A 21,357-nucleotide genomic window follows, 5' to 3' on the forward strand; every position below is an offset into this window, starting at 1 on the left:
TTCCCTTCTTACTTAGCCCGACGGGCTTTCTCTGCTTTGAACTCTTCCATTGTTGCCTCCAGGATCCAGAGGCAATGAGCACCGTCTACGGTTTCGAGTAGCGCCTGGCGTGTGTGTTGATAGAACGCGTCGATTTCTGCGGATGATTTCTCTAAAGGTGGGGTGCAGACGATATCGCTGCCTACCATGTGCGGCCATTTTCCGGCGTCAATGGTGCGGAGCGTTTTCAGCGTGGCGTCCGTGTTTGTTGTGAGCGCAGCGGCCAGGGCATCCTCTAGCCGCTGCGCCTGGTTCCCATCAGCGACGGCAGCCAGCGCTGGGGCTTGCTCAATCCAGTGTGCGTCGCCTGAGGCGATTCCCTTAAGTGCTAAAGACCAGTCAGTAACGCCAGCTATTGCCGGGGCTGTAAAAGCAGATAGCAGTAGTACGATCGAGTATTTCATCGTACAACCTCAAGCTCGCCGCCATCGCGAAGAATTTTACGCCTCGTTGACGGTGAGAGAATGATGCATCCCTCGGATGCAAAACCGGCGGGACCATACTTATGGTCACCATGAATGCGGAATTCTGAGCGACCAAAACTTTCTCCCGAGGTTTGCTCAAGAATGATGGTTATCGGTCCTTTAGAATTCGAATGACCCGCAATTTTATACGTACCGCGAGGCAGTGGCCCCAGTCCCTTTACATGCTGACGGTCCGGGTTATTTTTATTTGTAAGAGCACCGGAATATCCGGTCTCAATTAATTTACCATCTTTATACATCTTGCCGGTAGACTGCTCATACTTCCATCCCATAACACTCTCCTTATGCCGTCTTGCGGTCGTTCCAGCTGTCTGAATGTATAATGTTACCGTCCACATAGCGCCATGTGATTTTTTCATACAGCAGTTCTACCAGCTCAAGATGGTTATGTTTCTCATAGTCAGGATTTTTGACGTCAAGCATCATTGGACAGACGCTGACGATCGTCACGCCTTCCATGAAGGTGGAAAAATATTCTACTTCCTGTCCTGCATCATTGATGTGATAAAATTTGACCTCTGCGGATTTAAACTTCTGGCCTGTGCTGACAGCCTTGTACAAATAGGGGCTGGAGGCGTCTATCTCTTTATCGAAAGAATAGGGGGAATGGACGCGCAGACTGGTTGCCTTGCCGTTATGCTTGTCGGTTGGTTGCACTACGCCGTGATTCAGTCCGATTATCTCGATACTTCCTTCACGACCATATATATCAACAGAGCCTTTGATATCGGCACCGCCGTCATCTTTAAGCCATAAATAAGCGGGAATAGCCATTTATATAAACTCCATTTAAGGAAATTATGAAAAAATCTTTTTGCTTTAGTGGGTTATGTAACTATTTCAACGCTAGCGCTTCCAAAGTGGCTCGTCAATTTTTGTACGGCATGGATATAAAACGATCTGCGATTTCGTTGATGAAAATTAAGAAATGATGGGTTCTTACGGTTTGGAACTGGATAAAGTGTTAACGATTAATATCGTGGTTTAACTTAAAGTTTGATTAAGTTAATAATGATTGTAAATGTAATAAATAGTTGATCTGTTATTAAGGTTACATCGATTTGACGAGTTATGAGTTAATTAAAAGTTCCTGACGGCTCGTCAAAATCCCGTCAGTTTGGTGCCGCTGCTGGCTGCTGGCTGCTGGCTGCTGGCTGCAGGCCAGCGAGGGGCCGGGCTAACGGCCGCTGTTTTTCCGTTCGGCAAAGTAGTGCGCGGGCGTGGTGCCCATTGCTTTGCGAAACATGGTGATAAACGCATTCACGGATTCATACCCGAGTTTTGTCGCCACATTCTGCACCGGGGCACCGCTCGCCAGCTCCTGCAGGGCGATAATCAGGTGCAGCTGCTGCCGCCATCGCCCAAAGCTCAGCCCGGTCTCGCGCTGTATCAGACGCGCAAAGGAACGTTCGCTGAGCGCCAGCCGTTTGGCCCAGTCTTTCAGGGTGCTTCTGTCCTCAGGGTGGCTGACCAGCGCGTCGGCCATCGCGCGTATTTTGGGATGCGCCGAAACCGGCAGGCTCAGCTTTTGCTGCGGCATGCTGGCCAGTTCATCAAGCGTTACCCGGGTGAGTCTTGCCGCATGGCTGTCCGGCGGATAATCAACCTCCTCGCGGGTTAAGCGGTCAACCAGTTCCTTAATCAACGGCGAAATCGCCAGGATGCAGCATCGCGCCGGGAGCGCCGCCGCACCGGGCTCAATAAACAGATAGTTGAGATGGGCGTTCCAGGTTGCTTTGGCACTATGCGGAATGCCGCCGGGGATCCAGACCGCGCAGTCTGGCGGCACGATCCAGATATCGTTTTCTGCATAACAGCTGACCGCGCCATAGCGGGCAATAATCAGCTGCCCCTTGCGGTGGATGTGTACCGGCACTTCTGCAGCGTAGTCCACGAAGTCCAGATGACGCGCCACGGCAGGAGAGGCTGTGGCGTCAGGGTCATAGAGCGTATTAGCAAGTTGAGGTTTCATGTTTATGGCAATATTTAGGTATTTTTTGACAGAATAGAGTATTTAAGCGCGCTGACAAGCCGGTAATAATCCCGGCATGAACATCCTCATCTCTCGTTATTTACCAGCCGCACTGCAAAGCGATGCCCGCGCGCTGCTCTATTCCGCAAGGACATTTGCCGCCGCGATGCTGGCGTATTACATTGCGCTGTCGATCGGTCTCGACCGCCCTTCATGGGCCATTATTACCGTTTACATTGTGTCGCAGACGTCGGTGGGGGCATCGCTCAGCAGGGGCCTTTACCGTCTGGCCGGAACCGTAACGGGGGCCTGTGCCACCGTGCTGATCGTGCCCACTTTCGCAAATATGCCGATGGTTTGCAGCGTGGTGCTGACGGGGTGGATCACGTTCTGTCTCTGGTTATCCCTGCTGGAACGCACGCCCCGGGCCTATGCCTTTGTGCTGGCAGGTTACACCGTGAGCTTGATTGGTTTCCCGGCGGTCTCTGAGCCCGGTGCGATTTTTAACATCGCCGTCGTTCGGGTGCAGGAGATTGCGATTGGTATCTTCTGCGCGGCGGTGATTCACCGCTATGTATTGCCTGCGCGTATCTCCGCGCAGTTCAACAGCGCCTTATCGCAGACGCTGCGCACCGCACGCGAGCGGGTAGCCGACACGTTAGCGGGCAAACCCGGTACGGTGACGTCGCCCCTGCATTTTGCGCTGTCGCTGCAGTTCCTGCAGGGAATGAGCCATCATATCCCGTACGATTTCGCCCTTGCCGTTCCGGTACGCCAGGCCCGAAAAGCCATTCATGACCGGCTGGCGCGGTTGATTATGGTGAACTGTGAACTGCGTGACCGCTTACCCCTGACGGCGACAATGCCCGCTGAACTGCAAACCGTGCTGGACGATGTCCAGGCCTGGCTTGCCTGTGACGATGAAGAGCAACGAAAACAGCTGGCAGATGCCCTCATTAAGCGTTGCCAGCAGGTCGCTGACCGCGATGCTTCTCGGGCGCGGAGCCTGAAAGAGGCGGAGCGGGCAAGTTTTACCCGTTATCTGACAGAGGCCGTGCTTCTTTTGCAACAGTGCGATCGTCTTTCGGATGCCATCCACCACAGCCGGTTTGCGTCCGATCGCGTACAGAGCAGCGCGATCAAAGGCTACGTCTTCCACCGCGATCCGCTTACCGCCGCGCGCACGGCGCTGGGGGCGTTCGTCATCATCCTGAGCGGTTGTCTGGTCTGGATTTACTCCGCCTGGCCCGACGGCGGCACGGCAGTTTCGATCCTCGGTGTCTGCTGCACGCTGTTCGGCAGCTTCGACACCCCGGCGCCGCACCTCGTGAAATACATCATCGGCAGCATCTGGGGCGTAGTGATAAGCCTGCTCTACAGCTTTGCGCTACTTCCACAGGTGAGTGATTTCGCCGTGCTGGTGGCGGTACTTGCGCCAGCGTATCTGCTGGCCGGGTCGCTGCAGGCGCGCCCACCCACCACCTTTATGGCGATGGGGATCACCCTCACGCTGCCGGTATTATCGGAGCTAAGCGCGCGCTACAGCGGCGATTTCGCCGCGGCGCTAAACACCGCCATTGCTCTCTTTTTCGCGACCGGTTTTGCCGTCATCAGCATGAGCCTGCTGCAAACCGTGCAGGCCGACGCCGCCATCAACCGGCTGCTGAGGGTGTGTCAGCGCGATATCCGCCGCAGCGTGAAAGGAAAAATGCAGAGCGATGAAACCCACTGGATCAATCTGATGATCGACAGGGCGGCCCTGTTACTGCCGCGTTTGCCGCGCAGTGGGCACGCTACCGAACAGGCGCTTAACCGACTGCTACACGCGCTGCGGATTGGCCTCTCGGTGCGACACCTCCGCCGTACTGATATGCCGCCGGAGATCAACGCGCTGCTTTATCAACTGACGACGACGTCAGACACCGCCGCCTTACGTGAACGCCTCGCCGCCGCCATTGGCTGCCGTTTGCCTGCGGCTGATGAACAAACGCGGCAGGTTATCGGCAGGCTGGTGGATCTCCACTGCGCATTACGGGGGCCGGACGATGGTCAATGATCTCAATGTCGGGGGCGTATTGATCCCCGGGTTACTGATGGTGGCGCTTGTGGCGCTGGTCTGCACGCTGCTTCTCATACCGCTTTTCTCTCTCAGCAGGCTTTACCGCCGTTTGCCGTGTCGCCCGCTGATGGATGTTTCAACCTGGATCGTCACCTTTTACCTGCTCATGCAGGGGTTAACCGCGTTGGGGTTATTGATATGAAAGCATTACTTTCTCTGCTGGGCCGTTATGCGCTGACGCTAAGCGCCGTTGCGGCGGCAACGTGTCTGGCGTTTATCTTGTGGAAACATTACGCCCAGACCCCGTGGACCCGCGACGGACGCGTGCGGGCGGATGTGGTGCAGATAGCGCCGGACGTCTCCGGGCCGGTTATCAGCGTGGCGGTGCGGGATAATCAGTGGGTAAACCAGGGCGATGTGCTCTACAGCATCGATCCGCGCTGGCTCAAACTGGCGGTGGCCAGCGCGCAGGCGGATGTGGAGTCAAAACGCCATGAGATGCTGATGCGCCAGGATGCTGCCCGGCGACGCACGCAGATTAAGGAAGCCATCTCCCGCGAGGATTTGCAGCAAACTGGCAGTGCGGCCAACGTCGCGGTGGCCAATTATCATGGCGCACTTGCCGCGCTGGCGCTGGCGCTGGCCGAGCTTAATCTGGCTCACGCCACCGTTCGCTCGCCAGTCTCGGGCTACGTCACGCATCTGCGGCTTCGGCCTGGCAATTATGCGACAGCGGGGGAGACAAAGGTGGCCATCGTTGATGCCCACAGCTTTTGGGTGGTGGGGTATTTTGAAGAGACCAAACTGCGCCATATCCGCGTGGGGGATAGCGCGCAGGTGGCGCTGATGGGTTATGACCCTGTACTCACGGGGCACGTAGAGAGCATCGGTCATGGGATTGGCGATAACAACGACGAGACCGGCGGGCTGGGTCTGCCCGACGTGGAGCCCACCTTCAGCTGGGTGCGGCTGGCGCAGCGCGTACCGGTGCGCATTCATATCGACACCTTACCGAAGGGGGTTGAGCTGGTGGCGGGCCTGTCGGCGAGCGTGGCGGTGGGACAATAATCTGGGGATAGTCAGCCTTAAACACATATGCGAAACTTACCGCTTCTGAAAAAATGTGGTGGGACCCGCTCAATGTCAGAATCATCTTCGCAGTGCCTGTTTAATGAAGGAATGATCGCTTTTCCTGAGGGCTATCAGGATCGTACCGTCAATGTATTCGCGCCGCCTGCAGCGGATGCGCCAGCATTCAACATCTCCCGTGATACCCTCAACTCCGGCGAAGCGCTTGCCGCGTATATCGATCGCCAGCTCGCCCTGATGGAAAAACATCTCAAGGGCTGGAAGCAGGGTGAACGCAGTGCCGCAACGCTCGGCGACGGCCTGTTGCAGGGTGAAATTGTCCACGCCAGCTATCTGCGCGACGGGAAACGCATCTGGCAGCAGCAGGCCGTGTTTAATGCCGAGGACGATAACATTCTGGTGTTCACCATGACCTGCACCCGTACGCTGGGCGATACGGACTGCGCGCTGTTCGGCGATCTTCTCAGGAGCTTTCGCTTCCACCATTAACACCAGGGATAGTCGTTATGCTTGAAGCTGCACGCGTTGGTGATGATATCGGCCACTCCGGTGCGCTGGCCGGAATGATTGCCGGAACGATTGTCGGTGGCCTGATTGCCGCCGCCGGGGGCATTCTGGCAGGGGCCATGTTTATTGCCGGTCTCGGCGCATCCTGCCTTGGCGTGGGTGTGCTGCTCGTCGGCGCCAGCCTGGCCGTGGGGTATTACACCGGGGAGCTGGCGACCGCCGCCCGGGACAGTATCGCCGACGCCGGGGCATCCAGTATGACGAAGAAAGGTGTCATCACCTCCGGCTCGCCCAATGTGTTTATCAACAGCAAACCCGCCGCCATCGCGACGGACAGCGCGGTGAAGTGCTCGGACGACGGCTCGCAGCAGATGGCCGAAGGCTCCAAGCGCGTCTCGATTAACAGCCAGCCTGCGTCCCGCATCGGGGATCGCACCACCTGCGACGCGAAGGTGATGACCGGCTCGGACAACGTCTTCATCGGCGGCGATCCGCAGCAAACCCTGCCCATTCAGTCTGAAGTGCCCGAGTGGCTCTATAAAGTCTCCGATCTTACTTTGCTGTTCGCCGGGCTTCTCGGCGGCTGGGGCGGTGCGGCCGGCAAAGTCGGGGCGCTCTCTAAGCTGCTGGGCAAAATCCCTGGGATCAATAAGCTGGCCCGTATCGCCTGCCGCGCCGGCACGCTGATGACCGGCGTAGCGGCCGCGGGGATCATCGCCCGTCCGGTGGATATCGTCAGCGGACAGAAGTTTCTCGGCGGGGATGATGAGCTCGATTTCGTTCTGCCGTCACGCCTGCCGGTGCGCTGGCAGCGCTACTGGCGCAGCGGCAACCCCGGCGACAGCGTGTTGGGCCGCGGCTGGAGCCTGTTCTGGGAAAGCCGCCTGGAGCCCTATCAGGACGGGCTGGTGTGGCGTGCGCCGTCCGGCGATTACGTTGCCTTCCCGAACGTGCCGAAAGGGATGCGCACCTACTGCGAGAGCGAAAAAAACTGGCTTGAACATCACCATGACGACAGCTGGTCGGTGTATGACGTCAGTGGCGAGCGCTGGCACTACGCAGCGCTGAAAGATGACGCACCGTCACTGCTTCAGCGTATCTCAGAACCCTGCGGCAACGATATTCTCTTCGAGTGGAATGCGGATAATACCCTGCATGCCCTGACCGACAGCGCGGGCCAGCGCGTGGTCTGCCGCTACGACCGTGGCAGGCTCGCCAGCGCCTGGCTGGATGACGAGATTTGCCTGGTCAGTTACGCTTATGATGAACAGCGCCAGCTGGTCTGCGTGACCGGCCGGGGCGGTAGCGTGCGCCGACGCTTCCGCTGGCAGGACGGGCTGATGAGCGCCCACGAGGACGCCAATGGCCTGCTGAGCGAATACCGCTGGCGGGAGATTGATGGTCTGCCGCGCGTGGTCGGTTTCCGCCACAGCGGCGGCGAACAGCTGACGTTTGAATACGATTTTGAAAACGGCATCCGTCGCGCCAATCGTGATGATGGTGCGCAGGCGCACTGGCTGATTGACGACGACGACAACGTCGCGCGCTTCACGGATTACGACGGCCGCCAGACGACGTTTGTCTACCGCGACGGCGAGCTCAGCGATGTCATTCTGCCCGGCGGTGCAATGCGCTGCAGTACCTGGGATAAGTATGGCCGCATGACCAGTGAGACGGACCCGGCAGGCCGTCGCACAGAATATTACTGGTATCGTCTGACCGACCGCATCACCCGGACGGTCTACCCGGACGGTACTTCATCGCAGGCCATGTACGACCTTCGCGGTCGTCTGCTGTCGGAAACGGATCCGGCCGGTAACGCCACCGCGTATCACTATCCCGATGAGGAAGAGAACCTGCCGGAGAGCATCACCGATGCCCTCGGCGGCGTGGTACGTCTGGTCTGGAACATCCAGGGGCTGCTGACGCAGCGCACCGATTGCTCCGGCAGCGTGACCCGTTTCAGTTACGACCGTTTCGGGCAGCTGATTGCCAGCGAGGATGCGGAAGGGAATATCACGCGTCGGGAGTGGAACAACGCGGGGCTGTTGAGTGCCGTGATCCATCCGGACGGCAGCCGCGAGTCGCTGGTGTGGAACGAACGCGGCCAGCTCACGGGCTGGCGCGACCCGCTGGAAAGCGAGGTAAGCTGGGCCTATAACGCGCTCGGTCTCCCGGTCAGCCTTACCGACCGTATTGGTCGCGTGCGCCAGTGGCGCTACGACCCACGCGGTAACCTGCTGCGACTCGATAACGGCAACGGGGCGGAATACCGCTTCACCTATGACGCCGTGGGCCGCCCGCTCAGCGAAACGCGCCCGGACGAGACCGTGCGCCATATGGAATGGGATGCGCGAGGGTTCCTCTGCGCGCTCGAAGAAAATGGCCGACCTGCCGCCGACGGCGGCATCGCCCGTCGCGTCCAGCAGTTCAGCTATGACGACAGCGGGCTGCTGATCGGGCGCACTCAGCGCCACGCGGAGTACCGCTACGTCCGCGACCTGAGCGGCCAGATCACCCGCATCCGTCGCACCCCAACAGCCGACGGCGTTGCGCTGGGTATCGAAAGCGATGAGATTGCATACCGCCATGATGACGCCGGGCACGTGCTGAGCGAATCCGGCATTAACGGCGCGGTGGGCTATGAATGGGATGCCCTGAGTAACCTGACCGGCCTGACGTTGCCCGGCGAGCAAAAGCTGGCCTGGCTGCACTATGGCTCCGGCCATGTCAGCGCCATCCGCTTTGGGCAGCAGCTGGTGACCGAGTTCACCCGCGACCGCCTGCACCGCGAGGTGCGCCGCACCCAGGGCGCGCGCGAGCAGTTCCGCCAATATGACAGCCTTGGCAGACGTACCCTGCAGCGCAGTGAGCTAAGTACGGAGGTGACCCTGCCGGAGCAGGCGATACTGGAACGTCTGTATCGCTACACCGCACGCGGTGAGCTTTCTGGTGTCAGCGACACCCTGCGCGGTGAGGTGGACTACGGCTACGACGCCGAAGGGCGTCTGCTGAAGCACTACGAGGCCCGACAGGGGCACAGCCGCGCGCAGTTCAGCTATGACGCCGCGGATAACCTCGCCGCCAATGATGATGCGGTACCGGTCACGGATAACCGCCTGCAGCACTGGCAGGCGCTGTTTATGAAATACGACCACTGGGGCAACCTGGTCAGCCGCCGCAACGGACTGTATGAACAGCATTATGCGTATGACGCCGAGAACCGGCTGGTATCCGCCCGCGGAACCGGGCCGGAAGGGCGGTTTGAGGCGCGCTATCACTACGACGCGCTGGGCCGCCGTACCCGCAAAATAGTCACCACCGCGCACGGCACCACCGAAACGCGCTTCCTGTGGCAGGGCTACCGCCTGTTGCAGGAGCAGCAGCAAACCGGGCTGTGCAGCACGTATATTTATGACCCGAATGAAGCCTGGAGCCCGCTGGCGCGGGTGGATCATCTCCGTGACCAGAGCAGCGGTGAGATTTACTGGTTCAACACCGACCTGAACGGCGCGCCGCTGGAGGTGACCGACGAACGTGGTGCGGTTCGCTGGAGCGGCCAGTACGGCAGCTTTGGCGAGGTACGCCACCAGAGCGAAGGGTTCTCAAGGCTTGTAAATCGCACAGCGATGGCGCATCAACCGCTTCGCTATGCAGGGCAGTACGCTGACGGTGAAACGGGACTGCACTATAACCTGTTCCGCTACTACGACCCGCAGGTCGGGCGGTTTATTGTGCAGGATCCGATTGGGCTGAATGGTGGGTGGAACCTTTATCAGTATGCGCCGAATCCGTTGGGGTGGATTGATCCGCTGGGTTTGTCATTTGGCACTGGCAAAGGCACTCATACCGCCCATGCAACGCTTTTTGACAGTGAGGGTAATGTCAAAGCTCAAGGTATTTGGCAGAGCGGGAACATGACTCCAGAGGAAAAAGCTCTGGGCTTCCCACAAAGTTCCCTGGCAACACACACTGAAGCAAGAATCACCAGAGAACTTGATCAGATAGCGTCGCCTGGGGATAAACTGGTTATTGATGGACAGTATCCACCGTGTACATCATGCCGTGGTAAAATGAATACTTTTAAATTGAATACTGGCGCAGATGTCGTCTACAACTGGCCTTCCGACACTGGTCAGATTAATGAATGGCAGGCTTCTGGTAAAAAATCAGCCAGACGAAAAAACTGCTCAGGATGAGGATAGCGAATGAGTAATGTTAAAAATTTTGCTGCAACATGTATCAATTGCACTGAAGAAGACGATGTTCTTACCATTGGGGTAGGAGATGACGACTATGATCCTAAAAACTTTATCATTATCGGACGATTTGATGAGGATGAGTTACCTGTTAACGAATGTATTGGATTCCAGAGTGAGTCAACGGAATATGAGTTAACAGACTCTATTCGTTCCGTTCAACTCACAGATGACAAACTTGTGATCGTGCTTAATGATGATGCCGCAAAAAAAATTGGCATCAGCGAATATCACGTGGTCATTCCTGCTGCAAAAGATTCAAAATCGCTTGCAAAGAATTTAAGGGAAATGTTTGATGGCAGTGATGTGCCCCTACAATTACCGTAAGGTTTTAGCCACTACATGGCTATCTTAGCACCCGTTCTTTAAAATGATGCAAGCGAGCCATTTCGAGTAGAGTGCATATGTGTTGAGCCAACGTTTAACGGCGAATAGGATTGCTACGTCACTTTTTTCTTAATAAATAGAAATATGCCATCCTAATCAATTCCCCACAAATGCACTCACCGGCACGCCAAAACGCTTCGCCAGCGCGCGCATATGATCCAGCGTTAACGTGCGCTGTCCGTTAAGGATCCGACTCACCAGAGACTTCTTGCCTATCTCGTTCTCGAAATCGCTCTGAGTGAGATGGTACTGGTCCATCAGCGTTCGCAATAACGCAACGCCTGACGGAATGCTGGCAACACGCGCATTAAATTCTGCAAACTCCGGAGACTCGTTTTCATATTTATCGATTGTGGCGGTGAACCTCTCTACCAGCGGACTATCTGTGCCATGCTCAATTAGGTACACCACCAACCCCAGAGGATCCTCGTAATCTTGTCGCGACGGGCTTGAGCCCAGGAAAGGGAGTTCACTTGTTAAATCGTTTGCCGCTTTGATGGCTGGCTGCTGCATAGTCCATTCTTTCGTTCTCCGCTAGAGGTCCGTGAGCTTGTCTTACTCTGCGTGAGTGCTAATGTGCTTGATGAAGACTTTCCGCGCTCAAAATCAGCAAAAACATCACTCTTAAATGCCCGCCACCTACATCGATGACCCACCATTTTTCCCAGTATTTCATTCTGTCCAGTCTGGAAAATGTTCTAGTATGTTGTCCGGTGAAGAGTTATGTCCCTTAACATATGGCAAAGCTTGTTTGGCTAAGTGAAAAGTCATATAGATGGCTAAAAAATTCATTTGCTTTATGTCCGAAGCGGACATTGCAGACAATTAGAATGTTAATTTCGGCGGATGGATCAGTTCAATAATGTTAATAAATGGAGGTTAGCGTAAAGAAAATAATTAAATTTTCAGTCGCTTACCTCCATTTTTCCAGCTTGGCCACATTCTTGCGGTATCGAAAGAATTATGCGTTCTGCTGTGCTGTAATCTGCAACGCCGCACGGACTTCTTCATAGATAGGTAGCGAGACTCCAGGCGTATCCAAAGTCGCGATCACGACATAAGGAACCTTGAGGTTCTTGATGCCTGCACGGCCATAGCAGTTGATGCGTATGGCAAGTTGATCTCCTCTGGTAAATGCCGAGGCTCGATTACCTCTTCGAACCTCGTGATAAACAGTGCCATTCTTAAGGTAGGAGGGATAGTTATCGAATTCATCCAAGTCGATAGTGCCAAAAGCAGGACTCGCCCACAATTGGGCTCCACGATAGTCTTTATGTCCATGATTTACTGGTGAGAACCATGCAACAGTTACAATTAGACGGCGGTTGATAGTCCGGGCTGCTAGGCTGGGGGGGAGGGGCAGATAAAAATCCTGTGCCTTTTCGCCTTCAATAACGTTGGTATAAAGAAGTGTGGCTTGGTTGTCATGGCAGAAATGGATACGCCTTTCATTCACACGACCAAATCCCAAATATTGATTTAAGTCGGATTTGAATGTTCGACTGTTGTTTATGTCAAGATGGCGGCTGATAAGTTGCCTTGCCAGCACATCGTGTTCAGCACCATGAATCATCATTGCCTTTAAGATCAGCGCGTCTGGGGCTTTAGATAACGCCTCCCCATAGCCAAGCTCTTTCATTTCCTGCAGTGTTTCATGGAGCATGGCGAGTCTACGGGTTGCCAGCGCTGCAGCATTACTTGTTCCAGATGTAAACCCATAATGATTAATAGCCCCTTCTATTCCAGGCATAGCTGACAGGAGTCCAGGTCCGAACCGAGGTGTCTGAGAAACAGCTAATCTGACTGGATCACGGGCGGTAATGGTTTTATTAATATAAGTTTGCCTACCCCCCGGCATATGAATTTCGGGTTTGACCGATTTACGTCTCCCTAGCGCAATGGTGTTAATCGGAGAGAACATCCCCTGCGTTCTAAAAACATCTATCTGATTAATAGGGATTGCACCGCTATAACCATCATGATGCGTTGCTCCAACAGTAAGAGAGTTGATTGATTCTGCTGGTGATAGCAGGCGTCGCAGCGGACGCTGTGTTGCAATAGCTTTGAGGGCATGTTCTTCCAGCTCATCAGGAGTCAGTGTACTAAAGTCATCTCCGGCAACATTATCAAGTACCAATTGCATCCCAGAATTACCTGCGCTCACGACGAATAACACCTGAAACTCTAAAGAAAGCCAGTCAAGCATTCTCGCCCATGGGCTCATATGTGCATCAAACATTCTGCTGGGATCGCCCACAGACAAATTAATAACCGAAACATCCGGTGCAGTAGGGGGCTGACCGTTTTCCCCTTTTTTCATTCTAACTACGGCCCGATGAATAAGATCAGCAGGAAGGTAACGAGTCGGTATTTGCTCTCTGACACTACCATGAAATCCCGCACTGCCTGGCGCCATGATGGGTCTAACGTGAATTCTACGTCGAAGCGGGGGCTCTTCGGGATCGGATAAATCACCGTGCACTATCAATGAGGCCATTGAAGTCCCGTGGCTCTGGTAAGAAGGTGAATCATAGAGTGACTCAAAGTCATCTGGATCATCAATTTCGAGTCTGCCATTGAGTGCTTGATGATTCTCAAGGGGGAGCCCGTCGAGTAAAGCGATTACCGGATTAGCATAGGGATCAGGTAAGGGTTGATGGCCGAAGGGCAATCCCTGATGGGCAATCGTATCCTCGTTGTTCACGGTGATTGCACATTGTCCAAGTGGCCTGAAATACATAATATCGTCACAGCGCATGAGCTCCATAACTTCGCCCCCATTAGCAAGAACCTCCTTAACTTTGCTGACAGGTAATTCACCAACAAGTGCGTGATAGCTGATCCCATTATGAAGGCATCTGCCAGTGATTTTTCCACTGGCTTGGGCTATAAGATGTCTTATTCGTGTTTCCGCTTTGGTCTGCTCTGTCGGTAGTGCCCGGTACCAAAGTTCAATTTCAAATGGCACTTGAGTTTCATATCCGTCCGCCGCATCGTCAACAAGAGCTTGCCAATTTTCTATTACTGAGGTTGCTTCTAATCTGTCTCGTGTATCCCAGAATCTGATATCAATTAGTCTGTTGAATACATCTTTTAGGGCACCATATCCACGTGCAACGGTACGGGATCTCTGATATTCACGCCACAACGCAAGAAGACGACTCAGCCCAGCTTGGTTACTCATGGTTAGGTAAGCATTTTTGGAGGTAGGAGTACGTCTATTGTTGCTCAGAGTATAATAATCTTCGCTATCAAAAGACTTTTCTAGCAATGTTGAGGATAGATATTCAAAACCTTTGACGCGGGCAAGCGCATTAGCTAGCCCCTGAATCTCACCAGCGACTTCCAGGACGAGAACTTTCTCAGGCAAGAAGCCATCAGCAGTATCAGCTAGCTCAATATATTCTGCAAATTTACGTTCAAGTATTTCAACTTTAGGTATTACCCGAGCAGCCTGAATATCAAAAGGTGGTGACTGTATTGATGATACAAAGGGCGGAAGAACGTCCCTCTCACTGACGGTTTTCGGTGCAGTAAATATCAGTAGGGGGTTTTTCGCCATTTCACGTTCCTTTTATGTGAATTAATTTTCCTGCCGGTATCTCTCCGTCCAATGTTTGAGACAATGAACGGATATTTCCTTCAGCTTATTTTTACTTGCGGGGAGGCCAAGCACATATTTACGTTGTACGTCTAGAGCAAATTCCTCAAGTTCGGCAAAACTTAGTCCTGAGAGCTTTTTAGCTAGTGTTGAAGGTGCTAGTCCCAGAGTGTGACCAACACGTTTTTCAAATTCTTCAAACCATTTCGTTGCCATACTGTGTGTTGGCGCTGGTACAATAATCTGTAACTGGAATCTGCGCCAGATGGCTTTATCGAGCATTGATTCATGGTTTGTAGCTCCCACGACAACAACATGACTAGGCAAAAGATCAATCTGCTTGAGTAGTGAATTCACTACACGCTTCATTTCACCGTTATCGTTAGCATCTTCGCGCTCTTTTCCTATGGCGTCAAATTCATCAAAAAAGAGAACGCAACGTTGTGTTTTCACAAACTCAAATAATTTATCAATCTGCTGTGCTGTTTCGCCGAGGTAACGATTGATAATCCCTTCGTATTTTACCGTGAAGAATGGTAGAGAAAGATGATTTGCAAGTGCCTCGGCAAGGGAAGTTTTACCGTTACCCGGAGGACCAGATAGAAGAAGTCTGTGTCGGGGTTCAAGATTATAGGACCGCAGTATATCGCGGCGCGCATGTTCTTCAATAACCTCCAAAATCTGCGAGACAACTGATTCTGGAACAATAAGATCATCTAGGATTTTACGTGGCTGAATTTCATAAAACGCATTCTGGAGGTCATTATCGTAGGTATAACGACGCGTCTCACCTGAACTGGTAAGAATATTTTTTAGTTTGTCTGCCAGTTGATACTGGTGGCGTGCTGTAGCCTCAGCAGCTATCGCTTCTGCGGTAATTTTGAAACGAGGTAGATCACCTTTTATCCCCGTTTCTACTAAATTCAGCACTAAGTCGGCTCTGGCCATCTCTTACCTCACATAACTACAGAGTGTAGTTTATCAAGCCGATCAGACCCGGCAAACATATATCTGATCAGATCCTTCGATCAGGTGATTGTTGCTTCCACAGTGTGTCAAATGAGATTGATTCACTGGGATTTTCCGATTCCAGTGATGCTTACCTTATGAAGTGTAACGCGCTCAGTACTATGAGAAATATTAACCCAATGCTAAAAGTCTGTAAGCGCAAATCTTTCTTCTTACCCTTGAGCTGAGCCAGAGTAACAGATGGTGTGCTGCAAGCAATTACCATAAAAAATAGAAGTGTATCTGGCCGAAATTTTCGCCCATACGCAGCAGCAAATCCCGGTCCTCCATCACAGATGTCAGTGCGCCGGGATATAAGGCTCTTTCACAAACTCCGCCAGCAGCCAGACCATATCGTGCAACAGCCCGGTCAGGTCTTTTGCCACGTCCGCAGGCAGCGTACCACCCCTTACCGCACGCGTAAGTGCCAGCGCATAATCCACCTGCAACGTCGTCTCCTGCCAGCAGTCCGGCACACAGGAAACGATCTTTTCCCCCGCAATCAGTTGCTCAACCAGATGCGAGGGGAGTTCTGCATCGCAACGTTCACGCAGGCGTTTCAGTACCGTCAGCAGACGCTCGCAAAGGGTGGCATGGGTAAAGGCATCGTCGGTTTCAACCAGCACGCTGACACAGGCGGCGCAGGTGTCTGCCAGTTCGAACAGATCCGCAGAATCGGGAAGGGGCAGATGAGTAAGGTGATACACCGCGCTTTCTTCAGCGAGCGCGTAAGAAAATCCAGGGAGAGTCGTCATTGAGCATCCTCTTCAGGTAAAAATGTCGCGTCATGCTTGTGGGTTCCTGGCCCCGGTTGCGGATGTGCCGCAACGCAGGCACTTTACGGCGGCAAAAAAAGGAAGGAAAGGGATGCCCATGAATTACATAAGGTTGCTTGCAGGTTTGCGAGGCGGCTTCCAGAAGGGCATTGCCGGATGGCGGCTACGCCTTATCCGACCTACAAAAACCACCAACCAAACCGGCCGCTACTCCTCGCTTATCATCGTCAAGAACCGCTTCACCGTCCGCGAGCGTTCAAAGCGCCGCCAGCAGAGCGCGATATCGGTATAAAGCTCCGGTGAACTCAGCGCGTGGTAGGTGACATTCGGCGGAGAGATGGCCGCCATTGACTTAGGCACCAGCGCGAATCCGCCGCCTGCAGAGACCATGCTCAGGGAGGACGAGAGCTGAGACGACTGCAGCGCGTGCTGTACGTCTATTCCGGCCCGTTCGCAACAGCTGTAAACCCGGTCGAACAGGCCGGGCGCGACCTCCTGCGGGAACAACACCACTGGCGAATCCCGGAGCTGCTCCAGCGCCAGATCGCCGCTTGTTGCGAGCGGATGGTCGCGATGCAGTGCCACCACCATCGGCTCCCGGTCGAGGATTTTTAACTCGAATGCCTTGCTGCTCTCGCACGGCAGCCGCACGAAGGCGATATCCAGTTCCCCCTCCGCCAGCATCGCCGTCAGAGAAGACATATTGGCCTCCACCTGGTGTACCTGCACCGCCATGTTCTGTACCTGAAACTGACGAATGAGCGCGAAAATTTTGGGATGAAAAGCATCTGAACTGGTGATGCCAATCGACAGGTTGCCGTTCAGACCGCGCGCGATGCCGCGGGCTTTCTCCAGCGCGGCGTCGCTCAGCGCCAGGATCTTACAGGCATCCTCGTAGAAGGCTTCTCCCGCTTCGGTTAGCTCCACACCTCTCGTCAGACGCCTGAACAACGGCGTGCCCACTTCCTCTTCGAGCCGTTTGATCTGCTGACTCAGAGGAGGCTGCGAAATACCCAGCGCTTTGGCCGCCCTGGTGAAGTGTCGCTCGCGTGCAACCGCGACAAAATACCGCAGATAACGAAGTTCCATATCTAAAACGTCTCAAACCAGCATGGATTCTATATTGGAACTCTCTGCTGAATCGGGTCAACATTTATTTAACCTTTATAAATAAAGTTGAAGAGGACGAGCATGATGATGCACTCATCTGCCTGCGACTGTGAGGCGAGCTTATGCGAGACCCTGCGCGGGTTCTCCGCTAAGCATCCTGACAGCGTGATCTATCAGACATCGCTAATGAGCGCCCTGCTAAGCGGCGTATACGAGGGGGAAACCACCATCGCCGATCTGCTGGCACACGGTGATTTTGGTCTGGGCACCTTCAACGAGCTGGACGGCGAAATGATTGCCTTCAGCAGCAAAGTGTACCAGCTGCGCGCCGACGGCAGCGCCCGGGCCGCGAAGCCAGAGCAGAAAACGCCGTTCGCGGTGATGACCTGGTTCCAGCCGCAGTATCGGATAACCTTCAATGGCCCGGTCAGCCGTCAGCGGATCCACGACGCGATCGACCAGCAAATCCCCTCCGACAACCTGTTCTGCGCGCTGCGCATCGACGGCAACTTCCGCCACGCCCACACCCGTACCGTACCGCGTCAGACGCCGCCATACCGCGCGATGACCGACGTGCTGGACGACCAGCCGGTGTTCCGCTTTAACCAGCGCGAAGGGGTGCTGGTTGGGTTCCGCACGCCGCAGCATATGCAGGGCATCAACGTGGCCGGCTATCACGAACATTTCATTACCGACGACCGTCAGGGCGGGGGACATCTGCTGGATTACCAGCTGGAGAGCGGCGTGCTCACCTTTGGCGAAATACACAAGCTAATGATTGACCTGCCCGCCGACAGCGCGTTTTTACAGGCCAACCTTCACCCCAGCAATCTTGATGCAGCGATCCGTTCCGTCGAAAACTAACAGGAGAACTACCGTGAACAGTGAGAAACAGTCACGTCAGTGGGCGCACGGCGCCGATATGGTTGTCGGCCAACTGGAAGCGCAGGGCGTGAAGCAGGTGTTCGGGATCCCGGGGGCGAAAATCGACAAAGTCTTTGACTCCCTGCTGGATTCGTCCATCGAAATCATCCCGGTACGCCACGAGGCGAATGCGGCGTTCATGGCGGCGGCGGTAGGGCGTCTGACCGGCAAGGCAGGAGTGGCGCTGGTTACCTCCGGGCCGGGCTGTTCCAACCTGATCACCGGCATTGCCACCGCCAACAGCGAAGGCGACCCGGTGGTGGCGCTGGGTGGAGCGGTGAAGCGGGCGGATAAAGCCAAACTGGTGCACCAGAGCATGGACACGGTTGCCATGTTCAGCCCGGTCACCAAATACGCAGTGGAAGTCAGCTCTCCGGATGCGATTGCTGAGGTGGTATCGAACGCGTTTCGTGCCGCCGAGCACGGCAGGCCGGGGGGCGCGTTCGTCAGCCTGCCGCAGGATATTGTTGACCAGCCCGCCACGGGCGCGATTTTACCGGCCAGCGGCCCCGCGCTGATGGGCCCGGCTCCCGAATCGGCCATTAACGATGTGGCGAAGCTCATCGACAAAGCCAAAAACCCGGTGATCCTGCTGGGGCTGATGGCGAGCCAGCCTGCCAACAGCGCGGCGCTGCGTAAGCTGCTGGAGAAAAGCCGCATTCCGGTCACCAGCACCTATCAGGCCGCCGGGGCGGTGAACCAGGAGCACTTCACCCGCTTTGCCGGACGCGTCGGTCTGTTCAATAACCAGGCGGGCGACAGGCTGCTGCATCTGGCGGATCTGATTATCTGCATCGGCTACAGCCCGGTGGAGTATGAGCCTTCCATGTGGAACAGCGGCGACGCCACGCTGGTGCACATTGACGTGCTGCCGGCCTATGAAGAACGCAATTATGTACCGGATCTGGAGCTGGTGGGGGATATCGCTGAAACGCTGAACCTGCTTGCTAACCGGATCGATCACAAGCTGGAGCTGAGCCAGCGTGCGTCAGAGATCCTGGTCGATCGCCAGCATCAGCGCGATCTGCTCGATCGCCGCGGTGCCTCGCTTAACCAGTTTGCCCTGCATCCGCTGCGTATCGTGCGGGCCATGCAGGACATCGTGAATAACGACGTGACCCTGACCGTCGACATGGGCAGCTTCCACATCTGGATCGCCCGCTACCTCTACAGCTTCCGGGCGCGTCAGGTGATGATCTCCAACGGTCAGCAGACCATGGGCGTTGCGCTGCCGTGGGCTATTGGCGCGTGGCTGGTCAACCCCGGACGCAAAGTGGTCTCGGTATCCGGCGACGGCGGCTTCCTGCAGTCAAGCATGGAGCTGGAAACCGCCGTGCGTCTTAACGCCAACGTGCTGCACATCATCTGGGTGGATAACGGCTACAACATGGTCGCCATTCAGGAAGAGAAAAAATACCAGCGTCTTTCCGGCGTGGAGTTCGGCCCGGTCGATTTCAAAGCCTATGCCGATGCCTTTGGCGCCAGGGGCTTTGCCGTGGAGAGCGCCGATGCCCTTGAACCGACGCTGCGTGCGGCGATGGATGTGAATGGCCCGGCCGTGGTGGCCATTCCCGTTGACTACAGCGATAACCCGCTGCTGATGGGCCAGCTCCATCTCAGCCAGATTTTGTGACTCACTATAAGGACAGAGAAATGCAAAAAGTTGCTCTCGTAACCGGCTCAGGCCAGGGGATTGGTAAAGCGATTGCGCTGCGCCTGGTGAAAGATGGCTTTGCTGTCGCTATCGCCGACTATAACGATGAGACGGCGCGAGCCGTTGCCGATGAAATCATCCGTAACGGCGGTAATGCCATCGCCGTGAAGGTGGATGTCTCTGACCGCGACCAGGTGTTTGCGGCGGTTGAGAAAGCCCGCACCGCGCTGGGCGGTTTCAACGTGATTGTGAATAATGCCGGGATTGCGCCGTCTACGCCCATCGAATCCATCACGCCGGAGATTGTCGACAAGGTCTACAACATCAACGTCAAAGGGGTGATCTGGGGCATGCAGGCCGCGATTGACGCGTTTCGCAAAGAGGGACACGGCGGCAAGATCATCAATGCCTGCTCCCAGGCGGGCCATACCGGTAACCCCGAACTGGCGGTATACAGCTCCAGTAAATTCGCGGTTCGTGGCTTAACCCAGACCGCAGCACGGGATCTCGCGCCGCTGGGGATCACCGTTAACGCCTACTGCCCGGGCATCGTGAAAACGCCAATGTGGGCGGAGATTGACCGCCAGGTGTCCGAGGCGGCAGGTAAACCGCTTGGCTATGGCACCGAAACCTTTGCCAAACGCATTACGCTTGGCCGCCTGTCCGAACCGGAAGACGTCGCCGCCTGCGTTTCGTATCTCGCCGGGCCAGATTCCGACTACATGACCGGCCAGTCTCTGTTAATCGATGGTGGGATGGTGTTCAACTAAAAACGTAATACTAATAAGCTCTGACATGAGTTTTCCCCTGCCCCCGTGCAGGGGCTTTTTTTTGTCTCCTCCGCCATTGTGCATTACACTGCGCGCTGCAAAACTTTAGTCATGACGATTTGACAGGCGGTAACAGCGATGAACGGTACAATCACAACGTGGTTTAAAGATAAAGGCTTTGGATTTATCAAAGATGAAAACGGTGACAACCGCTATTTTCATGTGATTAAGGTCGCCAACCCTGATCTGATCAAGAAAGATGCGGCGGTGACTTTTGAGCCAACCACCAATAACAAAGGCCTTTCCGCCTATGCGGTGAAGGTGATCCCGGAAAGTAAGCACCTCTATATTGCGGGCGAGCGCGTGAAGCTCACCTCCATCAAATCCTTCGTGGTGTTTAGCGAAGAAGAGCCTGCGGATACGGGCATCGACAAAGAGAACGCGGTGCTGTCTGTCGGGCTGCTGATGAACAACATCAAACCGAAATCCGACAAAAAGCCGGGCGAAATGCGCACGGTGAAGAAGCTGGCAATCACCACCTTCCAGAACACCACGCTGATCTTTACCGAAGATGAAATCGATATCGACGCTACGGTTAAGCTGCTGAAGTAATCTGTTGCCGGGTGGCGTTTCCGTCTAACCCGGCCTGTAAATCCTCCCTTCTCGCCCGCTTTTTAACCTGCTATAACAAACTCCTTACCTTTCAGGGAGTCATCG

The 21,357-nt window shown here is 55.0% G+C and carries 19 protein-coding genes and 1 pseudogene; 10 read left to right on the plus strand and 10 right to left on the minus strand.

Translation table 11 applies throughout. The features are described 5' to 3' along the window. Positions 1-8: 8 nt before the first annotated feature. The 4 genes from ACQG2G_RS05510 to ACQG2G_RS05525 form a co-directional block, all read right to left on the minus strand. Entirely contained in the window at positions 9-443 is a 435-nt protein-coding gene (locus ACQG2G_RS05510; protein ID WP_061772627.1) for a hypothetical protein, read from the minus strand. Then, positions 440-796, minus strand: a complete 357-nt coding sequence (locus ACQG2G_RS05515; protein ID WP_014830982.1) for a tlde1 domain-containing protein — start codon at positions 794-796, stop codon at positions 440-442. The genes ACQG2G_RS05510 and ACQG2G_RS05515 overlap by 4 nt, the downstream gene beginning before the upstream one ends. A 10-nt stretch (positions 797-806) precedes the next feature. Continuing rightward, complete coding sequence (locus ACQG2G_RS05520; protein ID WP_061772626.1) at positions 807-1,298, minus strand: Hcp family type VI secretion system effector; 492 nt, start codon at positions 1,296-1,298, stop codon at positions 807-809. Between the two features lie 403 nt (positions 1,299-1,701). Continuing rightward, positions 1,702-2,496, minus strand: a complete 795-nt coding sequence (locus ACQG2G_RS05525; protein ID WP_061772625.1) for an AraC family transcriptional regulator — start codon at positions 2,494-2,496, stop codon at positions 1,702-1,704. Positions 2,497-2,572: 76 nt separating this feature from the next. Here ACQG2G_RS05525 and ACQG2G_RS05530 point away from each other — a divergent pair, with 76 nt between their 5' ends. The 6 genes from ACQG2G_RS05530 to ACQG2G_RS05555 all read left to right on the plus strand — a co-directional run bounded on the left by ACQG2G_RS05530 (position 2,573) and on the right by ACQG2G_RS05555 (position 10,737). Beyond that, positions 2,573-4,552 carry an FUSC family protein gene (locus ACQG2G_RS05530; protein ID WP_061772624.1) on the plus strand — a complete coding sequence of 660 codons (1,980 nt, stop codon included), beginning with the start codon at positions 2,573-2,575 and terminating at the stop codon, positions 4,550-4,552. Further along, positions 4,542-4,757 carry a DUF1656 domain-containing protein gene (locus ACQG2G_RS05535; RefSeq protein ID WP_029882597.1) on the plus strand — a complete coding sequence of 72 codons (216 nt, stop codon included), beginning with the start codon at positions 4,542-4,544 and terminating at the stop codon, positions 4,755-4,757. Before ACQG2G_RS05530 ends, ACQG2G_RS05535 begins: the two co-directional genes overlap by 11 nt. Beyond that, complete coding sequence (locus ACQG2G_RS05540) at positions 4,754-5,623, plus strand: biotin/lipoyl-binding protein (protein WP_061772623.1); 870 nt, start codon at positions 4,754-4,756, stop codon at positions 5,621-5,623. Before ACQG2G_RS05535 ends, ACQG2G_RS05540 begins: the two co-directional genes overlap by 4 nt. Before the next feature lie 72 nt (positions 5,624-5,695). Then, positions 5,696-6,133: a DcrB-related protein gene (locus ACQG2G_RS05545; protein WP_061772622.1), complete on the plus strand. Its 438-nt coding sequence runs from the start codon at positions 5,696-5,698 to the stop codon at positions 6,131-6,133. A gap of 17 nt (positions 6,134-6,150) precedes the next feature. Beyond that, positions 6,151-10,350, plus strand: coding sequence for an RHS repeat-associated core domain-containing protein (locus ACQG2G_RS05550; RefSeq protein ID WP_061772621.1), 4,200 nt, complete (start codon positions 6,151-6,153; stop codon positions 10,348-10,350). A gap of 9 nt (positions 10,351-10,359) precedes the next feature. Beyond that, on the plus strand, positions 10,360-10,737 hold the full coding sequence (locus tag ACQG2G_RS05555) for an Imm10 family immunity protein (protein WP_061772620.1): 378 nt from the start codon (positions 10,360-10,362) through the stop codon (positions 10,735-10,737). 156 nt (positions 10,738-10,893) lie between these two features. Here ACQG2G_RS05555 and ACQG2G_RS05560 read toward each other — a convergent pair whose 3' ends face one another. The 6 genes and pseudogenes from ACQG2G_RS05560 to ACQG2G_RS05585 all read right to left on the minus strand — a co-directional run bounded on the left by ACQG2G_RS05560 (position 10,894) and on the right by ACQG2G_RS05585 (position 17,271). Then, complete coding sequence (locus ACQG2G_RS05560; RefSeq protein ID WP_061772619.1) at positions 10,894-11,310, minus strand: helix-turn-helix domain-containing protein; 417 nt, start codon at positions 11,308-11,310, stop codon at positions 10,894-10,896. Between the two features lie 42 nt (positions 11,311-11,352). Next, positions 11,353-11,497 (minus strand): annotated as a pseudogene (locus ACQG2G_RS05565) (type II toxin-antitoxin system HigB family toxin); the annotation flags it as partial. Positions 11,498-11,758: 261 nt separating this feature from the next. Continuing rightward, positions 11,759-14,359, minus strand: coding sequence for a S8 family peptidase (locus tag ACQG2G_RS05570; RefSeq protein ID WP_061772618.1), 2,601 nt, complete (start codon positions 14,357-14,359; stop codon positions 11,759-11,761). A gap of 21 nt (positions 14,360-14,380) precedes the next feature. Then, entirely contained in the window at positions 14,381-15,346 is a 966-nt protein-coding gene (locus ACQG2G_RS05575) for an AAA family ATPase (RefSeq protein ID WP_061772617.1), read from the minus strand. A 359-nt stretch (positions 15,347-15,705) separates the two neighbouring features. Then, positions 15,706-16,161 (minus strand): hypothetical protein, encoded by a 456-nt coding sequence (locus tag ACQG2G_RS05580; protein WP_057072271.1) that lies wholly within the window; start codon positions 16,159-16,161, stop codon positions 15,706-15,708. Positions 16,162-16,389: 228 nt separating this feature from the next. Next, a complete protein-coding gene (locus ACQG2G_RS05585) occupies positions 16,390-17,271 on the minus strand; it encodes a LysR family transcriptional regulator (protein ID WP_061772616.1) in 882 nt (293 codons plus the stop codon). 105 nt (positions 17,272-17,376) lie between these two features. On the opposite strand from ACQG2G_RS05585, the gene budA reads away from it, so the two are divergent. The 4 genes from budA (at position 17,377) to ACQG2G_RS05605 (ending at position 21,252) form a co-directional block, all read left to right on the plus strand. Then, positions 17,377-18,156, plus strand: coding sequence for an acetolactate decarboxylase (gene budA, locus ACQG2G_RS05590; RefSeq protein WP_061773093.1), 780 nt, complete (start codon positions 17,377-17,379; stop codon positions 18,154-18,156). Beyond that, positions 18,128-19,849: an acetolactate synthase AlsS gene (gene alsS, locus ACQG2G_RS05595; protein ID WP_176601416.1), complete on the plus strand. Its 1,722-nt coding sequence runs from the start codon at positions 18,128-18,130 to the stop codon at positions 19,847-19,849. Before budA ends, alsS begins: the two co-directional genes overlap by 29 nt. Positions 19,850-19,869: 20 nt before the next feature. Further along, positions 19,870-20,640 (plus strand): (S)-acetoin forming diacetyl reductase, encoded by a 771-nt coding sequence (locus ACQG2G_RS05600; protein WP_013097651.1) that lies wholly within the window; start codon positions 19,870-19,872, stop codon positions 20,638-20,640. Positions 20,641-20,778: 138 nt separating this feature from the next. Continuing rightward, complete coding sequence (locus ACQG2G_RS05605; RefSeq protein WP_023620402.1) at positions 20,779-21,252, plus strand: cold-shock protein; 474 nt, start codon at positions 20,779-20,781, stop codon at positions 21,250-21,252. Positions 21,253-21,357: the final 105 nt, after the last annotated feature.

The sequence above is a fragment of the Enterobacter cloacae complex sp. 382A5 genome, from assembly GCF_050031095.1.
In the GTDB taxonomy this organism is placed as follows: Bacteria; Pseudomonadota; Gammaproteobacteria; order Enterobacterales; family Enterobacteriaceae; genus Enterobacter; species Enterobacter cloacae.